The sequence below is a fragment of the Cellulosimicrobium sp. KWT-B genome (genome assembly GCF_002127155.1).
Classification (GTDB): Bacteria; Actinomycetota; Actinomycetes; order Actinomycetales; family Cellulomonadaceae; genus Cellulosimicrobium; species Cellulosimicrobium funkei.
In genome coordinates this window covers 104,093-131,035 of sequence record NZ_NEDO01000003.1, presented here as the reverse complement: position 1 = coordinate 131,035, position 26,943 = coordinate 104,093, and the positions used below count along the sequence as shown (strand labels likewise).

At 75.0% G+C, this 26,943-nt stretch carries 25 protein-coding genes and 7 tRNA genes; 13 read left to right on the top strand and 19 right to left on the bottom strand.

Annotated features, from left to right (window positions below):
• Positions 1–163: 163 nt before the first annotated feature.
• Genes B9L22_RS10470 through B9L22_RS10460 form a run of 3 tightly spaced genes read left to right on the top strand, consistent with a single transcriptional unit; the run spans position 164 to position 2,119 of the window.
• Positions 164–631 carry a hypothetical protein gene (locus B9L22_RS10470; RefSeq protein WP_086150342.1) on the top strand — a complete coding sequence of 156 codons (468 nt, stop codon included), beginning with the start codon at positions 164–166 and terminating at the stop codon, positions 629–631.
• A complete protein-coding gene (locus B9L22_RS10465) occupies positions 624–1,034 on the top strand; it encodes a hypothetical protein (RefSeq protein WP_086150341.1) in 411 nt (136 codons plus the stop codon). The genes B9L22_RS10470 and B9L22_RS10465 overlap by 8 nt, the downstream gene beginning before the upstream one ends.
• On the top strand, positions 1,031–2,119 hold the full coding sequence (locus B9L22_RS10460) for a hypothetical protein (RefSeq protein WP_086150340.1): 1,089 nt from the start codon (positions 1,031–1,033) through the stop codon (positions 2,117–2,119). The genes B9L22_RS10465 and B9L22_RS10460 overlap by 4 nt, the downstream gene beginning before the upstream one ends.
• A gap of 135 nt (positions 2,120–2,254) precedes the next feature.
• Here B9L22_RS10460 and B9L22_RS10455 read toward each other — a convergent pair whose 3' ends face one another.
• The 6 genes from B9L22_RS10455 to B9L22_RS10430 all read right to left on the bottom strand — a co-directional run bounded on the left by B9L22_RS10455 (position 2,255) and on the right by B9L22_RS10430 (position 9,534).
• Positions 2,255–2,788: a CAP domain-containing protein gene (locus B9L22_RS10455; RefSeq protein ID WP_143317242.1), complete on the bottom strand. Its 534-nt coding sequence runs from the start codon at positions 2,786–2,788 to the stop codon at positions 2,255–2,257.
• A 68-nt stretch (positions 2,789–2,856) separates the two neighbouring features.
• Positions 2,857–4,173, bottom strand: coding sequence for a UDP-glucose/GDP-mannose dehydrogenase family protein (locus tag B9L22_RS10450; RefSeq protein WP_061267319.1), 1,317 nt, complete (start codon positions 4,171–4,173; stop codon positions 2,857–2,859).
• Positions 4,174–4,258: 85 nt separating this feature from the next.
• On the bottom strand, positions 4,259–5,968 hold the full coding sequence (locus tag B9L22_RS10445; protein ID WP_233139991.1) for a polysaccharide biosynthesis tyrosine autokinase: 1,710 nt from the start codon (positions 5,966–5,968) through the stop codon (positions 4,259–4,261).
• 94 nt (positions 5,969–6,062) lie between these two features.
• On the bottom strand, positions 6,063–7,043 hold the full coding sequence (locus tag B9L22_RS10440) for a GDP-L-fucose synthase (protein ID WP_194522590.1): 981 nt from the start codon (positions 7,041–7,043) through the stop codon (positions 6,063–6,065).
• Positions 7,040–8,068, bottom strand: coding sequence for a GDP-mannose 4,6-dehydratase (gene gmd / locus B9L22_RS10435; RefSeq protein ID WP_061267240.1), 1,029 nt, complete (start codon positions 8,066–8,068; stop codon positions 7,040–7,042). Before gmd ends, B9L22_RS10440 begins: the two co-directional genes overlap by 4 nt.
• A gap of 41 nt (positions 8,069–8,109) precedes the next feature.
• Complete coding sequence (locus B9L22_RS10430; RefSeq protein WP_233139989.1) at positions 8,110–9,534, bottom strand: glycosyltransferase; 1,425 nt, start codon at positions 9,532–9,534, stop codon at positions 8,110–8,112.
• Positions 9,535–9,670: 136 nt separating this feature from the next.
• On the opposite strand from B9L22_RS10430, the gene B9L22_RS10425 reads away from it, so the two are divergent.
• Positions 9,671–10,144, top strand: a complete 474-nt coding sequence (locus tag B9L22_RS10425) for an acetyltransferase (protein WP_233139988.1) — start codon at positions 9,671–9,673, stop codon at positions 10,142–10,144.
• A gap of 1 nt (position 10,145) precedes the next feature.
• The gene (locus B9L22_RS10420; protein WP_233139986.1) at positions 10,146–11,276 is read left to right on the top strand and encodes a glycosyltransferase; all 1,131 of its coding nucleotides are present in this window, start codon (positions 10,146–10,148) and stop codon (positions 11,274–11,276) included.
• Here the strand turns inward: B9L22_RS10420 and B9L22_RS10415 are convergent.
• The 9 genes from B9L22_RS10415 to B9L22_RS10375 form a co-directional block, all read right to left on the bottom strand.
• Positions 11,264–12,592: a hypothetical protein gene (locus B9L22_RS10415; RefSeq protein WP_086150335.1), complete on the bottom strand. Its 1,329-nt coding sequence runs from the start codon at positions 12,590–12,592 to the stop codon at positions 11,264–11,266. The genes B9L22_RS10420 and B9L22_RS10415 overlap by 13 nt on opposite strands.
• Positions 12,593–12,876: 284 nt before the next feature.
• A complete protein-coding gene (locus tag B9L22_RS10410) occupies positions 12,877–14,103 on the bottom strand; it encodes a hypothetical protein (protein ID WP_143317240.1) in 1,227 nt (408 codons plus the stop codon).
• A complete protein-coding gene (locus tag B9L22_RS10405) occupies positions 14,090–14,443 on the bottom strand; it encodes a hypothetical protein (RefSeq protein ID WP_061267236.1) in 354 nt (117 codons plus the stop codon). The genes B9L22_RS10410 and B9L22_RS10405 overlap by 14 nt, the downstream gene beginning before the upstream one ends.
• Entirely contained in the window at positions 14,440–15,381 is a 942-nt protein-coding gene (locus B9L22_RS10400; protein ID WP_086150333.1) for a polysaccharide pyruvyl transferase family protein, read from the bottom strand. Before B9L22_RS10400 ends, B9L22_RS10405 begins: the two co-directional genes overlap by 4 nt.
• The gene (locus tag B9L22_RS10395; protein WP_086150332.1) at positions 15,378–16,481 is read right to left on the bottom strand and encodes a glycosyltransferase family 4 protein; all 1,104 of its coding nucleotides are present in this window, start codon (positions 16,479–16,481) and stop codon (positions 15,378–15,380) included. Before B9L22_RS10395 ends, B9L22_RS10400 begins: the two co-directional genes overlap by 4 nt.
• Entirely contained in the window at positions 16,478–17,608 is a 1,131-nt protein-coding gene (locus B9L22_RS10390; protein ID WP_086150331.1) for a glycosyltransferase, read from the bottom strand. Before B9L22_RS10390 ends, B9L22_RS10395 begins: the two co-directional genes overlap by 4 nt.
• The gene (locus B9L22_RS10385) at positions 17,592–19,115 is read right to left on the bottom strand and encodes a sugar transferase (protein WP_086150330.1); all 1,524 of its coding nucleotides are present in this window, start codon (positions 19,113–19,115) and stop codon (positions 17,592–17,594) included. Before B9L22_RS10385 ends, B9L22_RS10390 begins: the two co-directional genes overlap by 17 nt.
• A gap of 196 nt (positions 19,116–19,311) precedes the next feature.
• Complete coding sequence (locus tag B9L22_RS10380) at positions 19,312–19,890, bottom strand: hypothetical protein (protein WP_086150329.1); 579 nt, start codon at positions 19,888–19,890, stop codon at positions 19,312–19,314.
• 110 nt (positions 19,891–20,000) lie between these two features.
• Positions 20,001–21,749, bottom strand: a complete 1,749-nt coding sequence (locus tag B9L22_RS10375; protein ID WP_158097191.1) for a DUF4012 domain-containing protein — start codon at positions 21,747–21,749, stop codon at positions 20,001–20,003.
• Between the two features lie 238 nt (positions 21,750–21,987).
• Here B9L22_RS10375 and B9L22_RS10370 point away from each other — a divergent pair, with 238 nt between their 5' ends.
• Positions 21,988–22,533 carry a hypothetical protein gene (locus tag B9L22_RS10370; RefSeq protein WP_086150327.1) on the top strand — a complete coding sequence of 182 codons (546 nt, stop codon included), beginning with the start codon at positions 21,988–21,990 and terminating at the stop codon, positions 22,531–22,533.
• Between the two features lie 355 nt (positions 22,534–22,888).
• Here the strand turns inward: B9L22_RS10370 and B9L22_RS10365 are convergent, their stop codons facing one another.
• The gene (locus B9L22_RS10365) at positions 22,889–23,155 is read right to left on the bottom strand and encodes a helix-turn-helix domain-containing protein (protein WP_158097190.1); all 267 of its coding nucleotides are present in this window, start codon (positions 23,153–23,155) and stop codon (positions 22,889–22,891) included.
• A gap of 283 nt (positions 23,156–23,438) precedes the next feature.
• Here B9L22_RS10365 and B9L22_RS10360 point away from each other — a divergent pair, with 283 nt between their 5' ends.
• Positions 23,439–23,672 (top strand): hypothetical protein, encoded by a 234-nt coding sequence (locus B9L22_RS10360; protein ID WP_086150325.1) that lies wholly within the window; start codon positions 23,439–23,441, stop codon positions 23,670–23,672.
• 175 nt (positions 23,673–23,847) lie between these two features.
• Here the strand turns inward: B9L22_RS10360 and B9L22_RS10355 are convergent.
• The 3 genes from B9L22_RS10355 to B9L22_RS10345 form a co-directional block, all read right to left on the bottom strand.
• Positions 23,848–23,919, bottom strand: a tRNA-Val gene (locus B9L22_RS10355).
• Between the two features lie 54 nt (positions 23,920–23,973).
• Positions 23,974–24,894: an aminotransferase class IV gene (locus B9L22_RS10350; RefSeq protein WP_086150324.1), complete on the bottom strand. Its 921-nt coding sequence runs from the start codon at positions 24,892–24,894 to the stop codon at positions 23,974–23,976.
• Positions 24,891–25,997 carry an anthranilate synthase component I family protein gene (locus B9L22_RS10345; RefSeq protein ID WP_086150323.1) on the bottom strand — a complete coding sequence of 369 codons (1,107 nt, stop codon included), beginning with the start codon at positions 25,995–25,997 and terminating at the stop codon, positions 24,891–24,893. Before B9L22_RS10345 ends, B9L22_RS10350 begins: the two co-directional genes overlap by 4 nt.
• A gap of 173 nt (positions 25,998–26,170) precedes the next feature.
• Here B9L22_RS10345 and B9L22_RS10340 point away from each other — a divergent pair.
• From B9L22_RS10340 to B9L22_RS10315, 6 genes are all read left to right on the top strand, one after another.
• Positions 26,171–26,243 (top strand) — tRNA-Gly (locus B9L22_RS10340).
• A 48-nt stretch (positions 26,244–26,291) separates the two neighbouring features.
• Positions 26,292–26,362, top strand: a tRNA-Cys gene (locus B9L22_RS10335).
• Positions 26,363–26,383: 21 nt separating this feature from the next.
• Positions 26,384–26,455, top strand: a tRNA-Val gene (locus tag B9L22_RS10330).
• Between the two features lie 159 nt (positions 26,456–26,614).
• A tRNA-Gly gene (locus B9L22_RS10325) sits at positions 26,615–26,687 on the top strand.
• A 54-nt stretch (positions 26,688–26,741) separates the two neighbouring features.
• A tRNA-Cys gene (locus B9L22_RS10320) sits at positions 26,742–26,812 on the top strand.
• Between the two features lie 14 nt (positions 26,813–26,826).
• Positions 26,827–26,901: transfer RNA gene (locus B9L22_RS10315), tRNA-Val, on the top strand.
• The last annotated feature ends 42 nt before the right edge of the window (positions 26,902–26,943 follow it).

The following is a 26,943-nucleotide window of genomic DNA, read 5'->3' as shown; positions in this document are numbered from 1 at the left end:
GTGGTGCGCGCGTCCCGCGCCGGGCGACGGCCGTCCCGCGCCCGCACGAAACGCTACCCGGCGGCACCACGCCGCGCGACGGGGCACGGGCAGCGGCCACGACCCGCGTGACCCGCCGGCCCGGACCGGCGCACGCGCGGTCCGGGCCTGCCAGAATCGGCCCATGGACGACGACGTGGCACCCGGGGAGCGCACCGCGCGCGTCTTCCGGCACCGGCTCAACGAGCTCTTCGCGCGCGGCCGCGGCGGGCGTCCCGTGACCAACAGGGAGGCCGCCCACTGGATGACGGAGCGTGGCTACTCCATCAACGAGGCGTACCTCAGCGCCCTGCGCGGCGGGCACCGCTCGTCGCCCAGCCTGCGCGTCGTCGAGGGCATCGCCGCCTTCTTCAAGGTGAGCACGGGCAGCCTCGTCGACCCCGAGGAGAGCCCCGACGACCGCCTGCGCGCCGCGCTCGCCGACGAGGGCGTGGAGCAGTTCGCGCTGCGCGCCCAGGGGCTGTCCCCCGAGAACGTCCGCGCCATCATCGAGATCGTCGACCGCGTACGGAGCCTCGAGCACCTCCCACCTGTGGCACCGCCCGGCACGCCCCACGGGCACCCTCCTGCCCCGGAGGCCGACCATGGATGACCTCCTGCGCGCCGCAGGGCTCGACCGCGCCCGCAGCATCGAGGAGGCGTGCCGCGTCGTCGCCGCGGCCCGCGGCAAGCCGCTCGAGGTCGTCGAGGGCGACCTCGGCCCCGGCGTCACCGGCCTCTGGCTCGCGTTCCCCGAGCGCGACCTCGTCCTCGTCGACGCCCGCCAGACGCTCCCCGGACCGCACCGCGACCACGTCGTCGCGCACGAGCTCGTGCACGTGCTCGACGCGATCCGCCCCGGCCCCGCGCCGGGCCCGGTCCCCACCGGGTGCCGCGACGTGCACGACGACCCCGCCGAGCAGCGCGTCGAGCGGCTCGCGAGCGAGCTGATGATCTCCATCGCGTCGCACGGGAGCTCGGCCGCACGCCTCACGTCCCTCGAGCTCTACCGATGAGCCACGTGCTCGACCTCCTCGCCACGGCCCTGTTCGTCACCGCCGCCACATGGACGGCGCTGCGCGCCCGCACGGGCACCGACGCGGCTCTCCCGCTCGGCCTCGCGTTCGTCGCGGTGGCGTCCGCGCTGCGGGTCCCGGCCGTCGCCGAGCTCCTCAAGACGCACGCCCCCGGCGGCACGCACGAGGTCGCCAAGCACGTCGCGCTCGTCGCCGGGTGCCTCTTCGTGGGCGTGTGGGCGTACAGCACGACGACCGGGCACGCGCCACGGACGCGGCACGTGGCGCTCGCGGCCGGTCTCGTCGGCGGGGCGATGGTCGCGCTCGCGGTCGCGAGCGGGCCGTGGACGACCCTCGACCTCGACGCCCAGAGCTCCGGCCGGCCGCTCATGTGGGTGTACCGCGCGCTGTACTACGGCGCGTTCGTGGCGGCGACCGCGACGTTCGCCGTGTCGTGCGTCCGCACGCGCTCGCGGCGCCCCGTGCGGCTGCGGTGGGGCATGGACGTCGCGGCGGCCGGGGCGGTCGTCGCCATGGTGTGGGCCGTCCTCAGCTTCGTGGCCGCGCTGCTGCACGAGCCCGGCAGCGCCGAGCCGTACCTCGTCCTCGGCGTGCGCACCCGGTACCTCGTGCTCGCGGCGAGCGTCCTGCTGACGGTCGGCATCGTGGGCCAGCTCGCGTCGTCGGCGGCGTTCGCCCGCGAGCGCCGGCGCGATCTCGGGCACCTGCACGCCTTCGTCGTGGCGACCGTGGGCGGCGGGGGCCTCCCCGGGTCCAGCGCGGCGGTGGACGAGTACCACCGCACCATCGAGATCTTCGACGGCCTCGCCGCGCTCGCGCTGCACTCGCGTCGGGACGACGTCGACCACGTGCGCGTCGCCGTCCCCGGCAGCCCGCGCGAGGTGATCCTCGCCTACCAGCTCCAGCTCGCGGCGGCGCGGCGGGCCCGGGGTGACGCCCCGAGCGTCGACCCGGACGACTGGTCCGACCTGCTCGCGGACGACGACGCGCTGCGTCGGCTGGGCCGCGCGCTGCGCGACCGGACGAGCACGGAGGGGACGGCCCGCGTCCTCGCGGGCGTCTGAGCCCGCCGGGCCCGACGCCAAGCTCCCCCTGCGCGCTTGCCCCCGCGCCGGGCCTCGGCGGGCGGGCTCAACCTACAGACAGACGCACGGGGGCGCAACGTGCCTCACAGTTGAAATATCAACGGTTCAGCGCCGTCAACCGAGGAACACCTGCGCGCACACGACCTCCGCCGGCCCGGCGCCCGGGTCGGCGGCGCACGCGATGCCGACCGAGGTCAGCGTCGGATCGAGCAGGTTCGCCCGGTGCCCGTGCGACGCCATCCACGCGTCCACCACCTCGGCGGGGTCCGCGGCCGTGCGGCTGAGGTTCTCCGCCGCGCTCCCCGCCGGCGGGTCGCACACGGCGAGGACCTCGTCGAGCGGCGCGTGCTCCAGCGGCGCACCGACGAGCGCCGCGGCGCGCGAACGAGCCGCGGAGATCGCGCACGCGCTCTCGTCGAGCGGGGGCAGCCCCTCGTCCCGGCGTACCTCCTGCGTCCCCCGCAGCAGGCCCGCGGCATACTCGTCGAGGTCCGCCGCCCCCGACGCACCGGACGACGGAGGCACGGCGCCGGGCGCGGCCTGGGCGGGCGCCTCCGTCGCCGGGTGGTCGGACGCCGGACCACCGCTCTCCCGGTGGTCGGCGTCGCCGTCCGGCGAGCACGCCGCCAGAGGTCCGAGCGTCGCCACCAGGACGAGGACGGTGGCCCGCCGCGCGGTGCGCAGCCACGGGCGCCGCCGGGGACGCCGCGCGGCGCTCACTGCCGCCCGAGCGCGCGGTACGTCCAGCCGGCGGCGCGCCACGCCCTCGCGTCGAGCGCGTTGCGCCCGTCGACGACGCGCGGGGCTGCGACGAGGCCGAACAGCTTTCCCGGGTCCAGCTCGCGGTACTCGCGCCACTCGGTGAGGACGAGCACGGCGTCCACGCCGTCCACCGCCTCCTCCACGGTCTCCGCGAAGCCCAGGGCGGGCGCCTTGGCCCGCGCGTTCGCGAGCGCGCGGGGGTCCGTGACGACGACGCGCGCGCTGCGCTGGTGGAGCCGCTCCGCCACGTCGAGCGCGGGCGAGTCCCGCACGTCGTCGCTGTCGGGCTTGAACGCCGCGCCCAGCACCGCGATGCGCGCGCCCGCGAGCGGGCGGCCGTCGAGGACGCCGACCGTGAGGTCGACCATCCGTTCGCGACGCCGGAGGTTGATCGAGTCGACCTCGCGCAGGAAGCTCACCGCCGGGTCGGCGTGGAGCTCCTCGGCGCGCGCCATGAACGCCCGGATGTCCTTCGGCAGGCAGCCCCCGCCGAAGCCGAGGCCCGCGTTGAGGAACCGGCGGCCGATGCGCTCGTCGAGCCCGATCGCGTCGGCGAGGAGGGTGACGTCTCCCCCGGCGACCTCGCAGAGCTCCGCCATCGCGTTGATGAACGAGATCTTCGTGGCGAGGAACGAGTTCGCCGCGACCTTGACGAGCTCCGCCGTCGCGCGGTCCACCACGAGACGCGGCGTGCCGTCCGCGAGCGCCGCGGCGTACACGGCGTCGAGCACCTCGGCGGCCCGGGCGCCCGCCGCGTCGTCGGGGACGCCGTACACGAGCCGGTCCGGCCGCAGCGTGTCCTGGACGGCGAAGCCCTCGCGCAGGAACTCCGGGTTCCAGACGAGCGTCGCGCCCGGCGCCGCCGCGGCGAGGTCCGCCGCCAGGCGCGTCGCGGTGCCGACGGGCACCGTGGACTTGCCCACCACGACCGCGTCTGCGGCCAGGTGCGGTAGCAGCGCGCGGAACGCGGTGTCGACGTACGACAGGTCGGCGGCGTAGGAGTCGGCCCGCTGCGGTGTCCCGACGCACACGAAGTGCACCTCCGCGTCCGTGGCCTCGGCCACGTCGGTCGTGAAGGTCAGGCGCCCTGACGCGCGCGCCTCCGCGAGCAGCTCGTCGAGCGCGGGCTCGTAGAACGGCGCCCGCCCCTCGCGCAGCGACGCGACCTTCCGCGCGTCGACGTCCACCCCCACCACGTCGTGCCCCAGCCGGGCCATGCAGGCGGCGTGCACCGCGCCCAGGTACCCGCAACCGATCACCGAGATCCTCATGCCGTCCCCCCTGCTCGTCCCGCCGATGGCCGCGCGCGTCCGTCCCGCTGCCGGGCGACCGGCCCACGGCCCACGGCCTGCACCCTCACCGCCGCTCGCGCGGCAGCACCACCTCGTCGAAGGTCCCCGTCGCCGGGCGCGACCCGACCGCCACCGCCGCCTCGCTCCCGGGGCGCCCCGGGCCGAGCTCGGCCTCCGCGCCGTCGACGGCGGTCGCGACGCCCGTCGGCGGTGGCGCGGGCACCGCACCGCGCGTTGCCTCCGCGGCCGGAGCCCCGCCGGCCGGACCCTCCGAGGCGACGGGTGCCCACGGCCCCGTGCCGGTCGCGGGAGCCGCCTGCCGTGCCGCGCCGCGAGCGTGCCGGCTTCCTCGCACGGCCGACCGCCGCGCGGAGCGGCCCTGAGAGGCCTCCGCCGCGGCGTCCGCCGTGTACTCGTAGTAGCCGTACTCGTACGGGCCCGCGCCCGGCCCCTTGACCGGCACGCGGTTCACCACGATGCCCAGCGGCCGCACACCCACCGTGCCGAGTGCCGACAGCGCCGTCTCGAGCTGGTTCCGGTGCACCGTGCCCGCGCCGACGACGACGATCGCTCCCCCGACCCCCTTCGCGAGGATGGCCGCGTCCGTGACCGGGAGAAGAGGGGGCGTGTCGACGACGATCACGTCGTACTCCGTCCGGAGCCGCTCCAGGAGCTGCGCCATGGACTCGCCACCGAGCAGCTCGCTCGGGTTCGGCGGGATCTGGCCCGACGCGATGACGTCGAGGTTCCCGTTGCCCCACGGCTGGACCGCGTCCTCCACGGCGACCTTGCCGATGAGGATCGTCGTGAGCCCGACCGACCCCTCGATGCCCAGGTACCGGGCGACCGCGGGACGGCGCAGGTCGGCGTCGACGAGCACGACGCGCTGGCCGGCGTCCGCGAGGGTGATCGCGAGGTTGACGCTCGTGGTGGTCTTGCCCTCGCCGGGCAGCGCGGACGTCATGACGTACGTGCGCGCCGCCGGTCCGAGCTCGAGGAACTGCAGGTTGGTACGCAGCCGTCGGAACGCCTCGGCACGTACCGCCTGCGGCGACTCCTGCACGATGAGCGGGTGCTCCGGCGCGTCGGCCTCGTACCCGATGACGCCGAGCACCGGCGCGTCCGTCACGTCCTCGACGTCGGCGGTGGACCGGACGCGCGTGTCGAGCAGCTCGCGGACCACGGCCACCGCGACCCCGACCGCGAGGCCGATCACGAGCCCCAGCACGAGGTTGAGCCGCAGGTTCGGCGACGCGGGCGCCGTCGGCACGGACGCCGCCCTGACCGTGCTGATCTGCACCGGCGAGTCCCCGCCGCCGACCGGCGTCTCGAGCTCGGCGACGACCGAGGCGAGCGAGCGCGCGGTCGCGTTCGCGATCTCGGCCGCGAGCTGGGGCGACTCGTCGGTCGCGGTGACGTTGACGAGCGCCGTGTCGAGCGGCGAGTCCGCCTGCACGCGCTGGGCGAGGGACGCCGCGTCGTCCGCGAGCCCCAGCTCGTCGACGACGGGGTCCAGGACGCGCGGGCTCGTCACGAGCTCGATGTACGACTTCACCTGGCGCACCGTGAAGTTCGAGCCCTGGAGGAGGTCCGTCGTCGAGTCGGACCCCTGCACGGACACGTAGACCTGGGACCGCGCGGAGTACGTCGGTGTGCTCAGCAACGAGTAGGCACCCGCGAGCACCAGTCCGAGCGCCGCCGCGACGGCGACCGTGACCCACCGCCTGCGCAGCAGGAGCAGGTAGTCCTTGAGCTCCATCGTCGTCCCCCTCACCGGCCCGCTCCCCCTGAGCGTCGACCCACGACCGCCCCAATCTCGCACAGCCCCTCGCCCGTCGCGAGCCTGGGCGCACCCCCGCCGGCGCGGGTCATCCGCGCACCAGCCCGGCCCGCTCGCGGTACCACGCCACGGTCCGTTCGAGGCCCTCGCGCAGCCCGGTGCGCGCCTCCCAGCCGGTCGCGCGCAGGCGCGACACGTCGAGCAGCTTCTGCGGCGTGCCGTCCGGCTTCGACGTGTCCCACCGGGTCTCGCCGTCGTAGCCGACGACGTCCGCGACCGCTTCCGCGATCTCTCGGATCGTCACGTCGTGGCCGGTACCCACGTTGACGTGCTCGGCGCCGTCGTAGTGCTCGAGGAGGTGCAGGCACGCGTCGGCCAGGTCGTCGCTGTGCAGGAGCTCGCGCCGGGGCGTCCCCGTCCCCCAGTTCGTCACCACGCGCGAGCCGCTGCGCACCGCCTCGTCGTAGCGCCGGATCAGCGCGGGCAGCACGTGGGAGCCCTGCGGGGAGAAGTTGTCACCCGGCCCGTAGAGGTTCGTCGGCATCGCAGAGATCCAGGGCAGGCCGTCCTGGCGGCGCACCGCCTGCACGTGCAGGATGCCCGCGATCTTCGCGATCGCGTACGCGTCGTTCGTCGGCTCGAGGTGCCCCGTGAGCAGCGACTCCTCGACGATCGGCTGGGGCGCGAGGCGCGGGTAGATGCACGACGACCCGAGGAAGAGCAGCCGCTCCACCCCGACCGCGCGCGCGGCGTCCAGGACGTTGACCTGGATGCGGACGTTCTCGGAGAGGAAGTCCACCGGGTGCGTCGCGTTCGCGAGGATCCCGCCCACCTTCGCCGCCGCGAGCACGACGTAGCGCGGCCGCTCGGCGCGGAAGAGCGCGAAGACGGCGTCGCGGTCGGTGAGGTCCAGCTCCGCCGACGTGCGGCCCACGAGCCGACCGAACCCCGCCGCCTCGAGGCGGCGCCAGACGGCGGAGCCGACGAGCCCACGGTGGCCCGCGACGTAGAAGACCGCGTCGCGGTCGAGCGGTCCGGGCTCGAAGGCCACCGGGTCCTGCGCGCTCACGCGGCGTCCCACGTCGCGAGCGCCACCTCGTCGATCCACGGCGAGCCCGCGTGGTCGAGCGCCTGCAGGTCGGCGTCCACCATGATTCGGGCGAGCTCGCGGCCGTCGACCGTGGCCTTCCACCCGAGGTCGGCGTGAGCCTTGCTCGGGTCGCCGACGAGCGCGTCGACCTCCGCCGGACGGAGGTAGCGCTCGTCGAACCGCACGTGCTGCTCCCAGTCGAGACCCGCGTGCGAGAACGACTCCTCGAGGAAGTCGCGCACCGTAAGGCCCGTCCCCGTGGCGAGCACGTAGTCGTCCGGCGTCTCGGCCTGCAGCATGCGCCACATGCCCTCGACGTACTCGGCCGCGTACCCCCAGTCGCGGACCGCGTCCAGGTTGCCCAGGTACAGGTGCTGCTGCCGGCCGGCCTTGATCGCGGCGACCGCGCGAGTGATCTTGCGCGTCACGAACGTCTCGCCGCGACGCGGGGACTCGTGGTTGAACAGGATCCCGTTGACCGCGAACATGCCGTACGCCTCGCGGTAGTTCTTCGTGATCCAGTAGGCGTAGAGCTTGGCCGCCGCGTACGGCGACCGCGGGTGGAACGGCGTCGTCTCGCCCTGCGGCGGCGGGGTGGACCCGAACAGCTCGGACGACGACGCCTGGTAGTAGCGCGTGTCCACGCCCGCGAGCCGCACCGCCTCGAGCAGCCGGATCGCGCCCGTCCCGGTCGTGTCCGCGGTGTGCTCGGGCTCGTCGAACGACACCCGCACGTGCGACTGCGCCGCGAGGTTGTAGACCTCGTCGGGACGGATCTGCGAGAGGAGCGTGACGAGCCGGGCGCCGTCGGACAGGTCCGCGTAGTGCAGGAAGAGGCGCGCGCCCTCCTCGTGCGGGTCCTGGTAGAGGTGGTCGATCCGTGCCGTGTTGAACGTCGAGGCGCGGCGGATCAGGCCGTGCACCTCGTAGCCCTTGCGGAGCAGGAGCTCCGCCAGGTAGGAGCCGTCCTGTCCGGTGATGCCCGAGATGAGTGCCTTCTTCATGGTTCCCCCCGTGTGGTGTGCGGCGGCGCGGCGGCCGATGGCTACGTGCGGGCGACGTCCGGGGCACGAGGAGCGCCGTCGGCCGCCCGTGCGGTGGCGCGAGCCCCGGTGCCCGCGGTCGCGGTGGTCGTCGCGGTGGCGAGGGCAGCGGTGGCCGTCGCGTCCGTCGCGACCGCGCTCGTGCGCGGCTCCGGGACCGGGCGGCGGGCGGTCGCGGCGAGGACCGCCGCGAACGCGTCGACCGCCGCGCCCTCCGTGAGCCTCTCGTCGCGGTATCGACGACCCGCGGCCCCGAGACGGTCCCGCCGTCCTGGGTCGGCCGCGAGCACGAGCGCCGCGTCGAGGAGCGCCTGCGGGTCCTCCGGGTCGACCCGAACGCCCCCGCCGGACGCGCGCAGCTCCGCCGCGGTCGTCGAACGCTCGGACGACGCGGCGAGCACGGGTCGCGCCGCGTGGAAGTAGGACGTGAGCTTGCTCGGTACGGACATCTCCGCGAGCCCGGCGAGCTCGTTGACCAGCAGCACGTCCGCAGCACGGAGCGCGGCACGGAACTGCGTGTCGGGCAGGGGGTCGAGGAACTGCAGGCTGCGGACACCTGCCCCGGCGGCCTCGAGGGCGGCCCGCCGGCTCCCGTCCCCCAGGAGCACGAAACGCACCGCAGCCCCCTGCGCGTCGGCGCGGCGCGCCGCCTCGACCACGTTCTCGAGCCCCTGCTTCACCCCCTGGTTGCCCGCGTGCAGCACGACGGTCTCGTCCTGGGCCCACCCGTGGGCCGCGCGCACGGCCGGTCGCTCCGCAGGCTCCACGTCGTCCGCGAGGTGGGTCCAGTTGCGCACGACGCGCAGGGCAGCGGCGTCGACACCGAGCGACTCGCGGAGGTGGCGCGCGAAGCTCTCGTGGATGGCGACCACGCCGTCCGCACCGCGGGCGGTGAACCGCTCGACGGCGCTCACCGCCCGCGCAGCGAGACCCGACGCCGTACCGGTCTCCGCGACGCCGAGCGAGTAGAGGTCCTGGGTCCACAGGACGACCCCTGGGAGCGCCGTCCTCCGCGCGCGGCGGGGGGCCAGGGCACGACCGGCCCGCAGGCGCAGCATCGCGACGGCCGCCGCGAACAGCGAGGGCGAGACGAGCAGGACGACGTCGGCGTCGGGCCAGCGGACCGCGGCAGACCGCACCCCGAAGCTCAGCTCGGCGAGCAGACGGCGCGCCGTGGTCGGCGACCGCGGGACGTAGTGCCGCAGGCGCAGCACGTCGACGCCGTCGATGCGCTCTCGGCGCGCCCACCCTCGATCACCCTCGCGCACGCGCCACTGCGGGTAGTGGGGGTAGGTCGTCACGACGCGCACCCGAGCGCCGTGCGCGACGAGCGCACGGCTCAGCGCCGACGTGTAGGGCGCATTTCCGGTAGGTTCAGGGGCATAGTTGGCGCCGATCACCAGGATGCGCGTTCCCGAGATGCTCACGCACTCACGATAACGACGTTCGGGCACATTCGCTGGGGGGCAGATGACAGCACAGGAAGAACGCGACGGAATTCGGGTCGTACCGCTCTCGGAGGCACCCGGGGAAAAGACGTCCTGGGGTCGCCCGGGCGCGCTCGTGTATCTCTGGGGTGCGGCCGAGCTGCTGTTCGTCTCGAACCCGTGGCAGATCAGCTCGCGCCTGCGCGTCGCGGTGCTGCGCGCCTTCGGTGCCCATATCGGCGAGGGGGTCGTCTTCCGCCCTCGTACGCGCGTGCGATTCCCATGGAAGATTCATGTCGAAGCAAATTGTTGGATCGGTGAAGGTGTCTGGATCCACAACCAGGACGACGTCTGGATCGGGCACGACGCCGTGCTGTCCCAGGACACCCTCGTCACCACCGGCAGCCACCGACACAGGACGGACATGGGGCTGGTGACGGCGCCGGTGCACGTCGGTCCGGGCGCGTGGGTCACGGCGCGGTGCGTCGTCCTCGGAGGCACGCGGATCGGGCGCTCCGCGCTCGTCACACCGGGGTCCGTCGTCCGTGGCGAGGTGCCCGACGGCGGGGTCTGGGACGGGCGGTCGCTCTCCGACCGCACACGGTTCTGACGTGCCGCCCCGCCTGCGCGTCCTGCACGTCGCCACGCTCCTGACGCCCGACGGCGCCTACGGCGGCCCGGTCCGCGTCGCGACGAACCAGGTCCGCTCCCTGCGCGCGCGAGGCCACGACGCGGTCCTGGTCGCCGCGGCGTCCGGCTTCGACCGCCTCCCGACGACGTGGGACGGCGTGCCCGTCGTCACCTTCCCCGCGGTGCGGGCCGTCCCGGGCACCGGCTTCGCGGGGCTCGCCGCTCCGGCGATGGTGCGATGGATCCGCACCCACGGTGCGCGCGCCGACGTCGCCCACGTCCATCTCGCACGCGACCTCGTCACCCTGCCGGCGGCCGCCGCCTGGAGCCGCTCGGGCAAGCCGTTCGTGACGCAGACGCACGGCATGGTCATGCCGTCCGGGCACCCGTTCGCCGCACCCCTCGACGCCGTCCTCACCCGGCGCGTCGTCGCCCGGGCGTCCACGAGCTTCGCGCTCACCCCCGTCGAGGAAGCCGGCCTGCGCACGCTCTTCGGCCGCGCGGCGACCGTGCGCCGCCTCGTCAACGGAGTGCCTCTGCCCGCCGAGGGGGCGCCGCTCGCGGACCCGCGCCACCCGGAGGTCCTGTTCCTCGCGCGGCTGCACGCGCGCAAGCGCCCCCTGGACTTCGTGGAGGCCGCGGCTCGCCTCGCACCCCGCTTTCCCACGGCGCGGTTCACCCTCGTCGGGCCCGACGAGGGCCAGGCCGCGGCGGTGCGCGAGCGGATCGCCGACCTGCCCGGCGACGCTCGCGCCCGGGTGACGTGGGAGGGCGCGCTGCCCCCCGAGCGGACGGCGCGACGCCTCGCCCGGTCCGCGCTGTACGTCCTGCCGTCGGTCGACGAGCCGTTCCCCATGAGCGTGCTCGAGGCGATGTCGTGCGGGGTCCCGGTCGTCGTCACGCGGTCGTGCGGTCTGGCGGCGCCCGTCGAGCGTGCGGGCGCCGGGGCGGTCGTCGGCGAGGACGTCGACGACCTCGTCGCCGCGGTGGCGGCGTTCCTCGACGACCCGGCCCACCGCCGGGCGACGGGCGTGCGGGCCCGCGAGCTCGTCCGGGAGGACTACTCGATGGAGACCGTGGCCGAGGAGCTGGAGCAGGCCTACACGCGGTGAGCCTCGCGACCCGGGCGGCCCTCCGGCGCGAGCACGGCAGCCGCGGCGACGAGCGCGACCGGGACCCACAGGTAGCGGTTGTACAGGCTGGGGGCCGTGGCGCTGAAGACGAGCGCCGTGACCCCCACCGCGAGGACCCGGACCTGGATCGGCGTCCGAGGCACGGCCCGCACGGCCCTGACGACCGCGACGACGAGGCAGCCGAGCAGTCCGAGGGCGAAGACCGCGCCGCCCTGGTACAGCGCCGCGACCGGCAGGCTGTGCACGCCGAGCGTCTCGACCACCAGGGAGGACCGCGCGTCCAGGCCCGCTCCGGTGAACGGGTCCTCCAGGAAGCCGCGCCAACCGAGCACGATGGTGTCCCACCGCGACGCGGACGTGTTGAGCGACGCATCCCCGCCGGAGAGCCCGAGCACCTGCTTGACACGCTCGGCGGGGCGCAGCGCACCCTGCGTCTCCCCGAGGACGCCACCCGCCAACCACAGCGCCGCGCCCGCGACGACCGCAGCGACGGCGACCCGTCCGAGCGGGATCCCGCGCAGGACGAGGAGCGTCGCGCTCCCGAGGACGGCCGCCAGCATGCCGCTCACGCTGCCGCTGAGGACGAGCCCGACGATCCCCGAGAGCGCCACGCCCACGAGCAGGAGCCGTTGCAGGCGCCCCAGGCCGTGCGTCAGCCCGGACAGGCCGATCACCACGGCGAGCGACGCGACGGCACCCGTGTCGCTCACGTGCCCGGTGAACCCTGTGTAGCGCCCGGCCGTCGTGACGACGCCGCCCGGGATCGCCCCGGGCCCGAGCGCGTACTGCACGAGCGTGCCCAGCGAGCAGAGAGCGGCTCCGACGCCGAACGCGACGAGCCCGCGGCGCAGGCGTCGCTCGTCGTCGAGCAGGACCGCGAGCTGCCACGGGAGTGCCAGGGCGACGTAGAGCACCCGCAGCAGGCTGACGAGGCTCTCCACGGGCGCCGGCGAGCCCGCGGTCGCGAGGCAGCCCCCGACGACGAGCAGGAGGCACGCGGGCAGCGCCCACGCGCCGTACGGATGAGGCGTCGGCGGCCGCCCCACCGCCGCAAGGCACAGCGCGAGGCTCGCGAGCAGGACGACGTCCCCCGCCGTGACTCCGACGCCCACCCGCAGGACCAGCAGGGAGACGAGGACGAGCCCGCAGTACAGCAGCCCCCGTGCCAGCGCCAGCACGGGGTCGCGCGAGCCGCCACGGCTCTCCGCCCCGCTGCCGCCGGGGCGCCCGGATCCGCCCGTCTGCCCGGAGGAGCCCCGGCCGCCGGCGCGGTCCTCGACGCGACCAGGCTGCACCGCGGCTCCTTGCGGCCGGACAGCGCGAGCCATCGAACGGTCATGCACAGTCCATCACCTGTCCTCGTGTCACGTCCCGCACCGGCCCTGCCGAGCCCCCACGAAGCGGCCGCGGGCGGCCTCTCCTGCGTGCGGACGGCGTACCGTCACGCTGTCGGGCACAGGCTCCGTGACCTCGCGCGCCGCACCCGCGCGAGAATGCGTGGAAGCGCTTCGTACGCATTTCCCCCGCCGCGCCGGAAAATACCTGCGCATCGACTTCCCGCCACCCCCTGGAACGCGCTTCACACCGCCACCCCGCGGTACGTCCGGACCGCGGCGGGAAGGAAGAACGCGACGTATCCCGCACCCCCGAGGACAAATCCGAGGGCGAGGCTCGAGAATGGCCCTCCGGCCAGGTATCCGACCACGAACCCGCACCATGTCACGGCCACCATCCCCACCCGTGCCCGGGTCACGACGGACTGCGCCTTGAAGATCCGCATGACCACGAGGTGCGGTCCGACGAGGCCGCCGCAGGCCGCGAAGCAACCCACCGCAGCGAGCGCGACGGCCAGCTCCCCGCGCTCGATGCCCGACAGGTGCACCGTCCCGGCTGCGGCGACGACGACCAGCGCGACTCCGAGCACCGTCGCGCCCCCCGCGGAGAGCAGGCCGAGACGTCGTGCGCGCCGGACGAGCGTGGCGTCGTCGGGCCGGTCGGCCGTGCCGACCGCGTCCGAGAGCAGGTTCAGCGCGACCGCGGCGAAGAGGACGTTCACGGGACCGTAGAGCGTCTGGCTGAGCCGGAACGCACCGATGCTCGCGCTCACGGAGAGCGCCCCGAGCACCAGGAGCGGCACCGTCGTCGCGAGCTGCGCGACGAGGAACTCGTACGCCTGGGAGCGCGCCCGGGCCCCGTACCCCGCGTACCGCGAGTACCGGTCCACGCGTCGGGCGGCCAGCGCGAGCGGGACGGCCGCGACGGCGTAGCCCGCGCACCACACCGCGTAGAAGGCCACGAGCGGCTGCGAGGAGCCGCTGACGAGGAGGACCGCGGGCACGAGCAGGAGGCGGACCCCGTCCGAGAGCGCGACCGCGCCGTTGCGGCCCTGACCGATGCACCGGAACCGCAGCCAGTCCTGCACGACCGGCGCGACGCTGAGGGACCCCAGCGCGACCGCTCCGCCGGCACCGAGCGCGGTCACGGCGAGGTCCGCTGCGGCGACCAGGGCCGCGACCGCCCCCGCCGCGACGACGACGTAGCGGGCCGGGACCACGGCGTGCGGGTCCGTGCGCCGCTCGATGAGCGCGGGCTGGAAGAGGCCGCTGCGCACCAGGCCCGTACCGACGTTCAGCACCAGCAGCGCGAGGCTGAAGCTCGCGAACTCGGCGGGCTCCATGTGCCACGCGCCCAGGAGCACGACGAACGCGCCCGCGGCGCTGGCCGCCGCCTGGGAGAGGACGAGCGGGCGGGTCAGGGCCGTCGCCGGTGCCGCGAGCGAGCGGCGCAGCACGTCAGGAGGGGTCATGCGTCAGCCTCACGAGCCTGCTCCCCGCGAGGAGCGCGCCGAGGCGCGGCGCGAGCGGGGCCCCGCGCCGCCAGTACACGACGCCGATCCCGGTGTTGAGGACGGTCCGCCGCCACCGCCAGGGCATGACGAGCCGCCCGAGCCGAGCCGCGGCGTCGGAGCGGCGGTCCGTGACGCTGAACCGCAGGTGCGTGGCCACGGGGTCCAGGCCCGCGGCCACCGCGTCGTGCCACCCCTGCTCGTCGGTGACGAGCACGTAGTCGGCGGCACGGTCCGCGCGTGCGGCGGCGTGCCCGGGGACGGACAGCACGGCCGTCGCCTCCGGCCGACGCCCCGTCACGACCCGATCCCCCATCGCGCACGCCAGGAGTCGACGGCGTCCCGTGGCACGTCGATGCGGACCACCTCGCCCGACCGCAGGTCCTCCCGGTAGCGCCGCGCCGCGTTCCGCGACGGCGCGCGCAGCCCGACCGACCGCGCGATCTCCCGTGCGCGGTTGTCGATGGACAGGACGAGCGTGGGCACGCCCCGCTGCATCGCCCGGATACCGCCGTGGAGGCGCAGGCCCACGTACGCGGTCCCCGGCTCGTCGAGCACCGCGTCGAAGTCCTCGAGGCGGGGGCCGAGCATCGTGCCCGTCCCGCGACGGACGCCGTCCACGTACTCGCGGTCGCCCGGGCCCTGCGGCCAGAAGAGGAGCTCGTCGAACCGCTCGGCGAGCGCGTGCACCAGCCTCCTGTCCGCCAGCGGGTCCTGGCTGTAGTCGGTGAACGTGACCACGACCCGCCGCTCGTCGGACGGGAGCGTCTGCTTCTCCACGCCCCAGAGCGTCGGACAGCTCGTGTGGACAGCCGGCACGCGCGCGCGGCGGAGCCGGGCGAGCGAGTACTCGTCGCGCACCGCCCACGGCACGTCGCCCGTGAGCGAGCGCAGCCACGCGGCCGAGACCGGGTCGATCCCGGCCCGCTGGTACTGCCACCAGCCGACGCCGAGGAACGTCAGCCGACCTCGACACAGGTCGACGTCGTCGGCCGGCCAGTGCCACGCGCGGCGGAACCGCATGTGGTCGGAGAGGAGGTTCGTCCCGCACGCGATCACGGAGCGCGCGTGCCGCAGGGCGGCCCGGTGCGCCGTGGTCAGCCGCCCGTGCATGGGCACGAGCTCGACCTCGTGGCCCTGCTCGCGCAGCGGCGTCACGAGCTCGGCGTCGACCGCCTCCGAGATGATCTGGTCGCCGACGTTCGTCGACGCCGCTCCCGGGTCCACCACCACGATCATCGGACCGCTCCCTCCTCGACCCTGCTCAGCCAGTCGCCGTACCGAGCACCGACGCGGTCCCACGTCGCCGCGCGCTCGGTCCACTCCCGGGCGCGGCGGCCGAGGTCCCGGTTCTCGTCGACCTCCTGGAGCGGGCCCAGCAGCCCCCCCGGACGGTCGACGTGGGCGACGACGGCCACGCCCGCAGCGCGCAAGGGCTCGGCCGCGTGGATCGTCGACGAGACCACGACGGGCACCCCCGCGGCGAGCATCTCGAGCACCGTGATGCTGCACGACTCCCAGCGCGACGGATGCAGGTACGCACGGCAGCCCGTGACGAGGAGCCACTTCTCCTCGCCCCGCGCGTTCCCGCGCAGCTCCACGCAGTCACCGAGCCCGAGGTCGCGGACCAGTCGAGCGGTCCGCTCACGACCGCCCCGGAAGTCGGGGCCCGCGAGCACGAGGCGCGGGCGCGGCGCGGGCAGCTCGGCCCAGCGGCGCAGGAGGTTGTCGATCCCCTTGTGGTCGGGGTCGTACCGTCCCATCCAGAAGAAGTAGTCGCCCCCGCCCACCCACCGGGGCACCTCGGCCGGGGACGGTGCGCCGTTGGGCAGCACGAGCGTGTCCCCGGACCGGCCGCCCGCCACGCCGTCCGCGAGCGGGCCCTCGGACGCGTAGAAGACGTGCAGCCAGTCGGCCCGACGCACGACGGAGGCCTCCGCGGCCCGTCGCGCGCCGGCGAGGTCGCGCAGGCGCGTCGTGACGCCCGGCTCGTAGACGCCGTGCGGCATGAGCACGACGACGGCGCCGCGCGCCCGGGCGCTGCGCGCCGCCGCGACGTTGCTCAGGACCCAGCCCTCGTGGAGGTAGAGGACGTCCCCCTCGCCCACCTCGCCGGCGAGGCCGGTCGGCACCCAGCTCGTGCGTCCGCGCCCCACGTGGGAGACGGTCCGGACGCACCCCCGCAGGTCGGTGGGCAGCTCGCGCGGGTCGGGGACGCTCGCGCACAGGACCACGACCTCCCGGCCCGCCCGGTGGGCCTGCCGTACCCAGTTCTCGATCGACTCGGTCACGCCCGACGGGTGGGCCAGGAACCTGGCGTAGTAGTGCACGACCCTCATGCCGCCTCCATCACGACCGCGTGCACCGCGCGGACGATCCGCTCGGCCGCCGCCTCCGTCGACGGCACCTCGCCGTCGGTGCGCGGGCGACGGTCCTGTGCCGTGAGACGCAGCCAGGCGTCCGCGAGGTCGGTGGGCGTCGCGGGGACCGTGAAGAGGTCGGAGCCCTCGGTGAGGTACTCGATCTCCGGTGCGTGCCGCCCGGCGTCGCTCGTGAGCACCGGCAGGCCCAGCACCAGGGCGTCGACCGCGACGAGCCCGACCCGTCCCGGGTTGAGCAGCACCCGCGACACGGCCGCCGCGCGCGCCGTCCCCCGCGCGTCGACCTGCCCCAGCAGGACGACGCGTCCGGTCTCGGCGGCCAGGCCCTCGAACAGGCCCCGGGCGGGCCCTTCGCCGGCCACGAGCAGCCAGGCTGCCGGGTCGCGCCGGAGCACGGTCCGGGCGGTCTCGACGACCAGCTCCGGCAGCTTGTGCTCGTTCAGCGCACCGAGCAGGAGCGCGGCGCGCGCGTCCGCCGGCAGACCCACGGCCGCCCGGTACGCGTCGACCGCTCCCGCGTCGAGCGCGTCCCGCTCGCGGCGGAGGGTCCGGGTGTCCGTGCTGTTCCCGAACGAGGTCACCCGGTCGGCCGGCACGCGGGCCGTCTCGACGACGTGCCGCCTGCCCGCGTCGGTGTAGGTGAGCACGTGCCGCGCCCGGCGGTTCAGCCACGCCTCCCAGCGCTCCGCGAGGCCCACCTCGTCCGCCGTGTAGGACGCGCCGTGGCCCCACGTCACGTACGGCCTCCCGCGGAGCGCCGCCGAGAGCGCGTCCAGGTTGCCCGCCTGCATCTCGGTGACGAGCACGGCGTCGCGCCACCCCGGCGGGACGACACGGCGGAGCAGATGCCGGCCACCTCTCCCGACCCGCACGGTGCGCACCGGCACCTCCGTCGCCCAGGGTGGCTCGACCAGGTCGCCGCGCTCTCGACGGCGCCGCATCTGCTCGACGTCGCCGCCGTAGAAGACGTGCGTGTCCACCCGGACCTCGGCGAGGCCCTCGACCACGAGGCCGAGCAGCCTCTCGCGGTAGGCGGGGACGTACGGCTGCGTGATGACGACCCGTCGGCTAGTAGGCGCCGTCACGACCCACCACCGCTCGCAGCGTCCGCAGCAGGATGAGCAGGTCTCCCGTCACCGTCCAGTTCTCCACGTAGTAGAGATCGAGCCGGACGCTCTCCTCCAGCGTGAGGTTGTTGCGCCCCGACACCTGCCACAGACCCGTGAGCCCCGGCTTGACCAGCAGCCGACGGCCGATCTCGTCGTCGTACTGGTCGACCTCGAGCGCGATCTGCGGGCGCGGTCCGACGAGGCTCATGGACCCGCCCAGCACGTTGAAGAGCTGCGGGAGCTCGTCGATCGAGTAGCGGCGGATGAACGCGCCGACCCGGGTCACGCGCGGGTCCTGCCTGGGCTTGTAGAACACCCCGACCGTGTCGGCCCCGAGGACGTCCCCGAGGTGCTCCTCGGCGTCGACGACCATCGAGCGGAACTTGAGCACCGTGAAGGGCTCGCCGCGCAGCCCGACCCGCTCCTGGGTGAACAGCACCGGGCCGCGGCTCGTGAGCCGGACCGCGACCGCCGTGAGGAGCAGCGGCACGGAGAACAGCACGATGAGGCAGAGCGCCCCGACCACGTCGAAAGCACGCTTGAGCACGTGCTGCGGACCGGAGTATCCGGGCGCCTCGACGTGGAGCAGCGGAAGCCCCGCCACGGGGCGCGTCCGGATGCGCGGGCCTGCGACGTCCGTGAGCGCGGGGGCGAGCACGAGGTCGGCACCCCAGGGCTCGAGGTCCCACGCGAGGCGCTTGACGGTCCGGGGCGTGACGAGGTCGGACCCGGTGACCATGACGGTGTCGGCACGGAGCGGCTCGACGAGACGGGCGGTGTCGGACACCTCTCCGACGACGGGCACGCCCGCCACCCTCTCGTGCGGCTCGACGGGTCCGCCGGGCACGCAGGCGCCGACGACCTCGTACCCGCTGTCCGCGGCCTCGCGCAGCCGCTCGACGAGGTGCGCGGCGCCGTCGCGGCCACCGACCACGAGGCTCCGGGAGCGGCAGCGGCCACGCCGACGCAGGCTCACGAGCCGGCGCCGTACCGCCCAGCGGCCCAGCACGAGGAGCACCAGGCCGACGGGGAGCGCGATCGCGACGTAGCCGCGGGCGAGGTCGTAGCGCAACAGGTAGGCCGCGATCGCGACGACTCCGAACACGGCGACGGTCGTGTTGACGACGCGCGCGTACTCCGGCGCCCCCGAGCCCAGGCTGCGGCTGTCCCGGGAGAACGCCGCCCGCAGCGCGCACCACCAGCCGACCAGCAGGCCGACGGAGATGGCGAGGTACTGGAGGTCCAGGACCGTCCCGTCGATCCCGTCGAACCGGACGAGATAGGCGGTCGCGATCGCCGCCGAGATGGCGAGCGCGTCGACCGCCGCAACGCGGCGAGACAGCCGCGCCTTCCAGCCCGGGCGTCGGTACGCGCCCAGGGCGATCCGGACGAGCTGCCCGGTGTCGAACGCCGGCACGTCTGCGGGCGTGCCCGCACCCTCCCGCTCGACCGTGCCGATCTCGTGGTCCTTCTCCAACGTCATGGTGCCCCCTGCGACGTCCTGGCGGCGCACGCGAGGTCCGACGGCGCGGCTGCCCGGGGGCGCGCTCGCGCCACCGTCCAAGCGGTGGCCTGGCGAGTGTCTCCGTCGCGGACCGGGACGTCTTCGTCACGGCGACGGCCGGTCGTCGGACGACCGGGGTGGCCCGAGGGAGTGCCCGCCGGAGCGGGCACCCCCGTCAGGCCTGGGTGCCGGTGGACCGGCGGCGGCTCCGCGCGACGACGACCGCGGTCGCGCCGCCGGCGACGAGGAGCGCTGCTCCGCCGAGGAGCAGCACGTCGTCGGAACCGGTCTGCGCGAGCCCGCCGCCCCCCGAGGTGGAGCCGCTGCCCGCGGAGCCACCGGCCGCGCCGGAGCCCGAGCCGCTCCCGCTGCCCGCGCCGTCCGCCGGGACGGCGACGATCTGCTGGCTGGAGAGCACCGTGCCGTCCGCGTCGGTCGCCACGAGGGAGTAGGTGCCCGGCTGCGACAGAGTGACCTCGAAGGAGGCGAACCCGTCGGTGGTGCTCTTCGTGAGCGCCTTCGTGCCCGCGATGGTGATCGCGCCGTCCGGGACGTCGGGCGACGAGATCGTCAGCGTGATCGTCGGGTTCCCGGCCGGGCCGCCCACCGTGACGGTGAACGACTCCCCGACGGCGGGTGTGGTGGTGGAGACGCCCACCTCGTACTCGTCGGCCTCGTAGGCGTTGGCGACGGCCGGAGCCGCGGCGAGCGCGGCGGCGAGGACGAGCGTGGTCGCGGCGTATCGGATCTTCATGTCAGAGGCCCCCTGCCCTGTCGACTGGTGCGGGAGCCTGACGTGGACGTCGTCACCGCGCCGTCCGTGCGCACGGGCCCCCGCCGTGTGCCTCTCCAGAAGAACACACCTCACGGGCACCCGGTAGCGGAGAGGGCCGTTGTCTCATGCCTGGCACCAGGAGTTTTCCTCACGGAAACATCACCGCGCTGGTTCCGACCGCTCACGACCTCGTACGCGTAGGTCGCCGACCCCCCGGGGGCGAGCGCGACGGTCCGGCCTCCGACCACGAGGCCGTCGTGCACCTGGGCGAAGAGCCCGGGGTCGCCGTCGGCGCCGGACGACCCGCGGATCCCTCCGCCGGCCGGCGCGTAGACGAGGAGGTTGGTGCGGATCGTCCCGTCGCCGCCCGCGCCCAGGACGTACTCCGGGAGCTCGGCCGCCGCGTCCGCGGAGAGGGTCGACGTGAGCGTGACGCGGAGCGTGAACGCCTGGGAGCCGTCGGGCCGGCAGGTCACGTCGTCGAGCGCGACGCTCGAGTCGAGGTAGTACCCGGTCTTCGACGCCGTCGTCGCGTTGAGGTAGACGCCCACCACCGGGGAGGTCGGCTCGCCGCCCGCCGCGGGGCGCCGGCCCAGCAGCTCGCCGGAGAGCACCGTCCCCGAGAGACGCTCCTGCTCCGGGCTGCGCGCGGACCAGACGAGCAGCCGACCCTCCCGGGCCGACTGCGCGAGCGTCTCGACGACCCCCGCGGGGTCTGCGGTGCCCGCGGTGAGCGCGGCGAACACCTGGCGCGCCACGAGCCCCAGCACCTGGTCCTGCTCCGCCGGGTCGTCGTAGTCCCGGTAGACGCCGTTGAGGAGGTAGCCCGCGGCGTCGTCCCCCGTGAGGCGCAGCTCCTCTCCCCCCGGCGTCGTGACGACGACGGGCCCGACCGCGCCCAGCACCCCGGCGAGCGCGACGGGGTCGACGGCCAGCACGCCGTCGACGTCCTCACCGGTGTGGCGGGCCCACGCCTCGCGCGCGACGCGCGCCGCGCGGGGGTAGTCGGGCGTCGAGGTGACGTTGAGCATGTACCGGCCGAGGTCGTCGCCGAACAGGGCCGCCTCCGCGCCGCTCAGCTCGACGACGCTCTGGTCCGTACCGAGGTCGCTCCCCGCACGGACGTCCACGAGCTCGACGCCGCCCGACTCCGCACGGAGATGGAGCACCGAGCCCGCGATCCCGCCGGTCGCGCGCGGTTCCGCGTTGTTCTGCACGAGCACGAGATAGTCGCGGGTGCCGTCGGCCCCGAGCATCGGCGGGACGAGCTCGACCGCGCGCGCGGCGGTCGCCGTCTGCGAGGCGACGTCCCCGAGCTCGTCGCGGAGGTCGTCCACGGCCGACGCGAGCGGGCCCACGAGCGTCGACGTGTCGATGCTCGCGACGCTCGCGAACGACGCCGCGACCGCCCGGTCGGCCGCCACGACGCCGTCGCGCGCCTCGACCAGCGGGGCAAGGTCGACGGCACCGCCCGACGGCGCGACGACCGCAGGCGACGCGATCGCCACGGCGTCGGCGAGCCGCGGCAGCGCGTCCTGCGCGACCCGGTCGACGGCGCTCGTCACGTCCCCCAGGGCCCGCGCGTCGTCGCCGACGAACGGCAGGGCGCGCGCCACCACCCAGGGCGGGCCGTGCGTCGCGGCGGCCGCGACGGCCGCGGACCGACGCACCTCGTCGACGGACCGGCCGGCGTCCTCCCCGGCGCGCACCTGCTCCTGGAGACCCGGGAGCCGGGCCGCGACGTCCTCGAGCGCGGCACGGGCGCGCAGCACGTCCGCGACGAGCCAGGCGATCCAGACGAGGACCAGCACCACCACGAGCGCCACGACCGCCGCCACCCGTCGTCGGGTCCGCCGGGACGGCCGTCGCCCGGTCGACGCCCGCCGCGCGGGTCGTCCGCGCTCGGCCACCGGGGCCTCGTCGGACGCGACCACCGTCGCCGCCCCGGACCATCCCGGGCCCCACCCGTCGTGCACCATGCCGCCCCCCGCGACTCGCCCCCGATGACACGACCCCGTCACGGGGCCGTCGCCCGCGCTACATTACCCAGACCCTCGACCGCAGGAAGGATGAACGGTGCTCTCGGTCCTCGTCGTCTGCACCGGCAACATCTGCCGGTCTCCCGCGGCCCAGCTCCTGCTTACCGCTGCGCTCGACGGCTCCGTCGACGTCGCCAGCGCCGGCACCGCCGCGGTCGTCGGTGCCCCGGTCGCCCCTCCCGTGGCGCGCCTGTTGGAGGACCGCGGCCTGGACCCCTCGGGGTTCGTGGCCCGCCCCCTCGACGCCGCACTGGTGGCGTCCGCGGACGTGGTGCTCGCGATGACCCGCCGTCACCGGGCCGCCGTGCTCGAGGTGGCGCCGTCGGCGTTGCGCAGGTCGCTGCTGTTCACGGAGCTCTCGGCGCTCGCGGAGCGCGTGGGCCCGTGGCCCGGCCGGGCGGACGACGCCGAGCGGCTCACCGAGGTGCTCGGCGTCGCGCCGCGCGCACGAGCAGGAGTCGACCTCACGCGCGAGGCGCCCGACGTGGAAGACCCGTACGGGCGCCCCGAGGAGGTCCACCGACGGGTCGTGGACCGCATCGGCGCGGACATCGCCCGGCTCGTCGCCGCGCTGCGGCGGTGACCGGTCCTCCTCCTTGCCCCCTGCGCACGGAGGAGGACCGTCCGTCCTCACGGTCTCCGGGGCACCGTGAGCACGACCGCCACGACCGTTCCTCGCCGACCGCGGCCGAGGCGGTCCGGGCGCTGCCGGCGAGGACACCGTCGCTGCTGCGGGGACGCCTGCGGGCCGCTGCCCGCACCGGGTCCCGCGAGCACTGTGCACCGCTGCGGGGATCGGTGCAGGCTGGACGCTCGACCAGGATCCGGCGGCTTGCGCGGTTCGGACGGGGATGCGTGCTTTTCGAGCACCCTTCGTCCGGTTTCATCCGGTGCACGTGTGCGATGGGAACGCTCACATAGTGAGATCGGGCAGGGCTTCACCCGCCCCTCGTGTCGTCCCGCACGGGCTCGGTGGCGTCCGCGAGGTCCCGCGCCGCGGGCCCGATCCGGTACCGGCGGTCCTCACCCTGCACGAGCCACCGGTGGGCGACCAAGGTCTGGGCGATGCGGAACGCGCCCGGACGGCTCACCCCGAGAGACGCGGCCAGCTCGGCGAGGCGCAGCGCGCCCGCCGCGGCGACCAGCTCGACGGTGCGCACCGTACGCGACACGGAGGCCAGGACGTACGTTCCCCTGCTCGACATGCCTCGAACCCTAGGAGGCATCGTCCCGGCTCGCACCGGGCGAGGGACCTCGACGTCGGCGCTACCGTGCTGGCCCGCGAACGCGAACCGGTCGAGGATGGGTCCGGACCCGCACGTGCACGCCGGAGGACGAACACCGTGGACCTCTCACCCGCGAACCGAGGACGACGCCCCACCGCGCGACGGCGCCCCGCGCCGACGCTCGCGGCCCTCGGCCTGGCGACGACGTAGCGGGTGGTGGGACGAGGACCGCGACCCGGGCACTCCGGCGACAAGACCTCTGGTGGCACACCTCTCGCCCGACGCGGACATGGCGGTCCTGGCGCCGTTGATCCGCGGGGCGTTCGAGCTCGGCGTGGACGACGTCGAGGTCGCGGACCGCATGATCACCGTCACCCCGCTGCCCGGCGCCGTCCCGGACGCCGCCGCGTGGCAGCACCTGGCCGACCAGGCCGCGGGAGCCGGCGTCGGGCTGGAGGTCCGGACGCCGAGCGAGCCGGACGCCACGACCGGCTGACTCGCGACGACCGCCGCCGGCCCGGGACCCGCGAGGGCTCAGCACGCGGTGAACCTCCCGAGGCGCTGCACGGCACAACGGGGGCGAACGGGTCCCGACGTGGATCCTCGGGCCGCCGGCGCACCGGGACACGAAAGAGGCCGCCTCCGCGGGTGCGGGGACGGCCTCTGCTCGGTGGGCGATACTGGGTTCGAACCAGTGACCTCTTCGGTGTGAACGAAGCGCGCTACCACTGCGCCAATCGCCCGAGTGCGTGGTCGATACTAGCCTGAAACGGACCGGATCGAAAAACCGGCCGCCCTCAGGGGTCGAGACGCTCGCGACGACGCCGCTCGAACAGGTCTCGCGCCGCCACGGAGAGCTCCCCCGCGGCCACGTCCGCGCCGTCGAGCCAGGTCACCGGCTGGACGTTGCGCACGGAGCCGGTGAGCAGCAGCGCCGACTCCCCCGCGGTCACCTCGTCGAGCACGGCGAACGGGAGCTCGCCGGGACGCGCCTCGCGCGCGGGCAGACCGTCCTCCGCCGCCCACTCGAGCAGCAGCTCGCGCGTGATGCCCGCGAGGCAGCCCGAGGACAGGGGCGGGGTGACGAGCTCGCCCCCGCGCTCGACGAAGACGTTCGCCCCGGTGCCCTCGCACAGGTCGCCGGCCGTGTTCGCGAGGAGCGCCTCGTCGCCGCCCTTGCCCACGGCGTCGGCGAGCGCCACGACGTTCTCCGCGTACGACGTCGTCTTGAGCCCGGCGACGGCGGAGCGCTCGTTCCGGGTCCAGGGCGACCGCACCGCGCGGCCGGAGGGACGGATGACCGCCGGGCCGACCGCGACGACGACGGTCTGCTCGCCGGGGGTGCGCCCGGACCCGAGCGGCCCGACGCCGGCCGTCACCGTGATGCGCAGCCGGCCCACCGGCCCGGCGCCGGCACGCGTGCGCGCGTCCGCCTCGGCGAGCACCGCCTCGACGCCGTCGAGCACGCGGCGCTCGTCCGGCGCGTCGAGGCCGAGCCCGGCGGCGGACCGCGCGAGCCGGCGCAGGTGGCGCGTGAGCGCGAAGGCGCGGCCGTCGAACACGGCGCACGTCTCGAACACGCCGTCCCCGACGGTCACGCCGTGGTCGACCGCGCTGAGCGCGACCTCGCCGGGCGCCACGAGGCGTCCGTCGGCCCAGATCACGAGGTTCTCGGTGGTGCTCGCGGACGTCGGTGTCGTGGCGGCAGGGGTGCTCATGGCTCCAGTGTGCCCGAGGCGAGGCCGACGAGGCGGCGCGCCTTGAGCTCGGTCTCCTCCCACTCGCGCGCAGGGTCGCTACCCCAGGTGATCCCAGCACCCGTGCCGAAGCGCAGGACGCCGTCGGACCACCAGAAGGTGCGGATCCCGACGGCGAGCACGGCCTCGTCGCCGTCGACCCAGCCGACGGCGCCGCAGTAGGGGCCGCGCGGCACGGGCTCCAGCGCGTCGATGATCCGCAGCGCGGACGACTTGGGCGCCCCGGACACCGACGCGGGCGGGAAGGTGGCCTCGAGCAGCGCGGGCCACAGCGCGGCCGACCCCGCGAGCCCGGCGCGCAGGCGTCCTGTCACCGTGCTCACGAGGTGGACCAGACCGGGGTGCGGCTCGACCGCGAGCAGGTCCGTGACCTCGACGGTCCCCGGGTCGCACACGCGCTGGAGGTCGTTGCGCACGAGGTCGGTGATCATCACGTTCTCGGCCCGGTCCTTGGCCGTGAGCCCTCCGGGGGTGGGCGCGGTGCCCTTGATGGGTCCGGACGTCACCGTGCCCCCCGCGACCCGGAGGTACAGCTCGGGCGAGGCGCTGACGACCCACACCGGGTCGACGCCGGACCCCGCCGGCACGTGCAGGACGCCCCCGTAGGGAGCGGGGTTGCCCCGGGCGAGACGACGCGCGAGGGCCCGGGCGTCGGGCTCGACGCCACCCGGGCCGACGAGAGGGGCCGCCAGCACGCGGCAGACGTTCGCCTGGTAGACCTCGCCCTCCCGGACCTCGTCGCGCACGTGCGCGACGGCGGCCTCGTAGCCGGCCCGGTCCAGGGAGCTGCGCCACGCGGTCGGGTCGGGCCCGCGCCACGGGTCGGCTGCTCCCGCGGGCGTGGCGGCGTCCAGGTCCGACGGGGCGAGCCGCTCGGCGAACCGCCACGCGCGCGCCCGGCCGCCGCGGGCGGGGTCGTCGAAGTCGGCGACCACGAACCACGGCCCGTCGTCGGCCAGCCGCTCCGGCTCGCGCCGGAGGTCGACGCACTCGAGCACGCCGCTCGCGGCGCGCCCGGCGAAGCGAGCGAACCCCGCCGCGGGTGTTCTCCCAGGTCCTGGCACGGGACCACGCTACCCAGGGCGCACCCTCCGCCCGGACCCCGGCCCCCGAGCACCGACCGCGGGCTCGGCGGGGCCGGTTGGACGCCGGACGCGAACGTGGACTAATGTCTGGGACGCGCCGGAACGCCGGAGGGCCGGGGGAAACACTCCTCGAAGCTCCAGGGTCCGGCCGCGCGGATGTGGCTCAGTTGGTAGAGCATCACCTTGCCAAGGTGAGGGTCGCGGGTTCGAGTCCCGTCATCCGCTCGGAGGCCCACTCTCCTGCCGCCCTCGTGGTGGCGGAGGGCAGGTCGCGGTGGAGTGGCCGAGAGGCGAGGCAGCGGCCTGCAAAGCCGTATACGTGGGTTCGAATCCCATCTCCACCTCGCAACAGCACCACCCCTCTGGGGCGATTGGCGCAGCGGTAGCGCGCTTCCCTGACACGGAAGAGGTCACTGGTTCGATCCCAGTATCGCCCACGAGCACGACGAGAGAGGCCGCCCCGGCACCGTCCGGAGCGGCCTCTCTCGCGCCGACCATCACCTGGACCGGATGCACGGGTCCGGGCGGAAGTCGGCTAGTATGTGCTTCGCGCCGATCACCACGGGGTTCGTGAGAGCCCCCGACGGACCGGCCGCGCGGATGTGGCTCAGTTGGTAGAGCATCACCTTGCCAAGGTGAGGGTCGCGGGTTCGAGTCCCGTCATCCGCTCGGAGGCCCACTCTCTGGCCCGCTCCCCCGGGAGCATGAGAGGACGCGTCTCAAGGTGGAGTGGCCGAGAGGCGAGGCAGCGGCCTGCAAAGCCGTATACGTGGGTTCGAATCCCATCTCCACCTCGTATGCAGCACCCGGGCGATTGGCGCAGCGGTAGCGCGCTTCCCTGACACGGAAGAGGTCACTGGTTCGATCCCAGTATCGCCCACCACTCGAAGGCCGTCCCGGCGCCGGGGCGGCCTTCGTCGTCTAC

Excerpts from the sequence above, each read along its gene's own strand:
- B9L22_RS10470 (WP_086150342.1), top strand. The coding sequence starts at position 164 with ATGGACGACGACGTGGCACCCGGGGAGCGCACCGCGCGCGTCTTCCGG.
- B9L22_RS10465 (WP_086150341.1), top strand. The coding sequence starts at position 624 with ATGGATGACCTCCTGCGCGCCGCAGGGCTCGACCGCGCCCGCAGCATC.
- B9L22_RS10460 (WP_086150340.1), top strand. The coding sequence starts at position 1,031 with ATGAGCCACGTGCTCGACCTCCTCGCCACGGCCCTGTTCGTCACCGCC.
- B9L22_RS10450 (WP_061267319.1), bottom strand. The coding sequence starts at position 4,173 with ATGAGGATCTCGGTGATCGGTTGCGGGTACCTGGGCGCGGTGCACGCC.
- gmd (WP_061267240.1), bottom strand. The coding sequence starts at position 8,068 with ATGAAGAAGGCACTCATCTCGGGCATCACCGGACAGGACGGCTCCTAC.
- B9L22_RS10410 (WP_143317240.1), bottom strand. The coding sequence starts at position 14,103 with ATGACCCCTCCTGACGTGCTGCGCCGCTCGCTCGCGGCACCGGCGACG.
- B9L22_RS10400 (WP_086150333.1), bottom strand. The coding sequence starts at position 15,381 with ATGATCGTGGTGGTGGACCCGGGAGCGGCGTCGACGAACGTCGGCGAC.
- B9L22_RS10395 (WP_086150332.1), bottom strand. The coding sequence starts at position 16,481 with ATGAGGGTCGTGCACTACTACGCCAGGTTCCTGGCCCACCCGTCGGGC.
- B9L22_RS10385 (WP_086150330.1), bottom strand. The coding sequence starts at position 19,115 with ATGACGTTGGAGAAGGACCACGAGATCGGCACGGTCGAGCGGGAGGGT.
- B9L22_RS10380 (WP_086150329.1), bottom strand. The coding sequence starts at position 19,890 with ATGAAGATCCGATACGCCGCGACCACGCTCGTCCTCGCCGCCGCGCTC.
- B9L22_RS10365 (WP_158097190.1), bottom strand. The coding sequence starts at position 23,155 with ATGTCGAGCAGGGGAACGTACGTCCTGGCCTCCGTGTCGCGTACGGTG.
- B9L22_RS10350 (WP_086150324.1), bottom strand. The coding sequence starts at position 24,894 with ATGAGCACCCCTGCCGCCACGACACCGACGTCCGCGAGCACCACCGAG.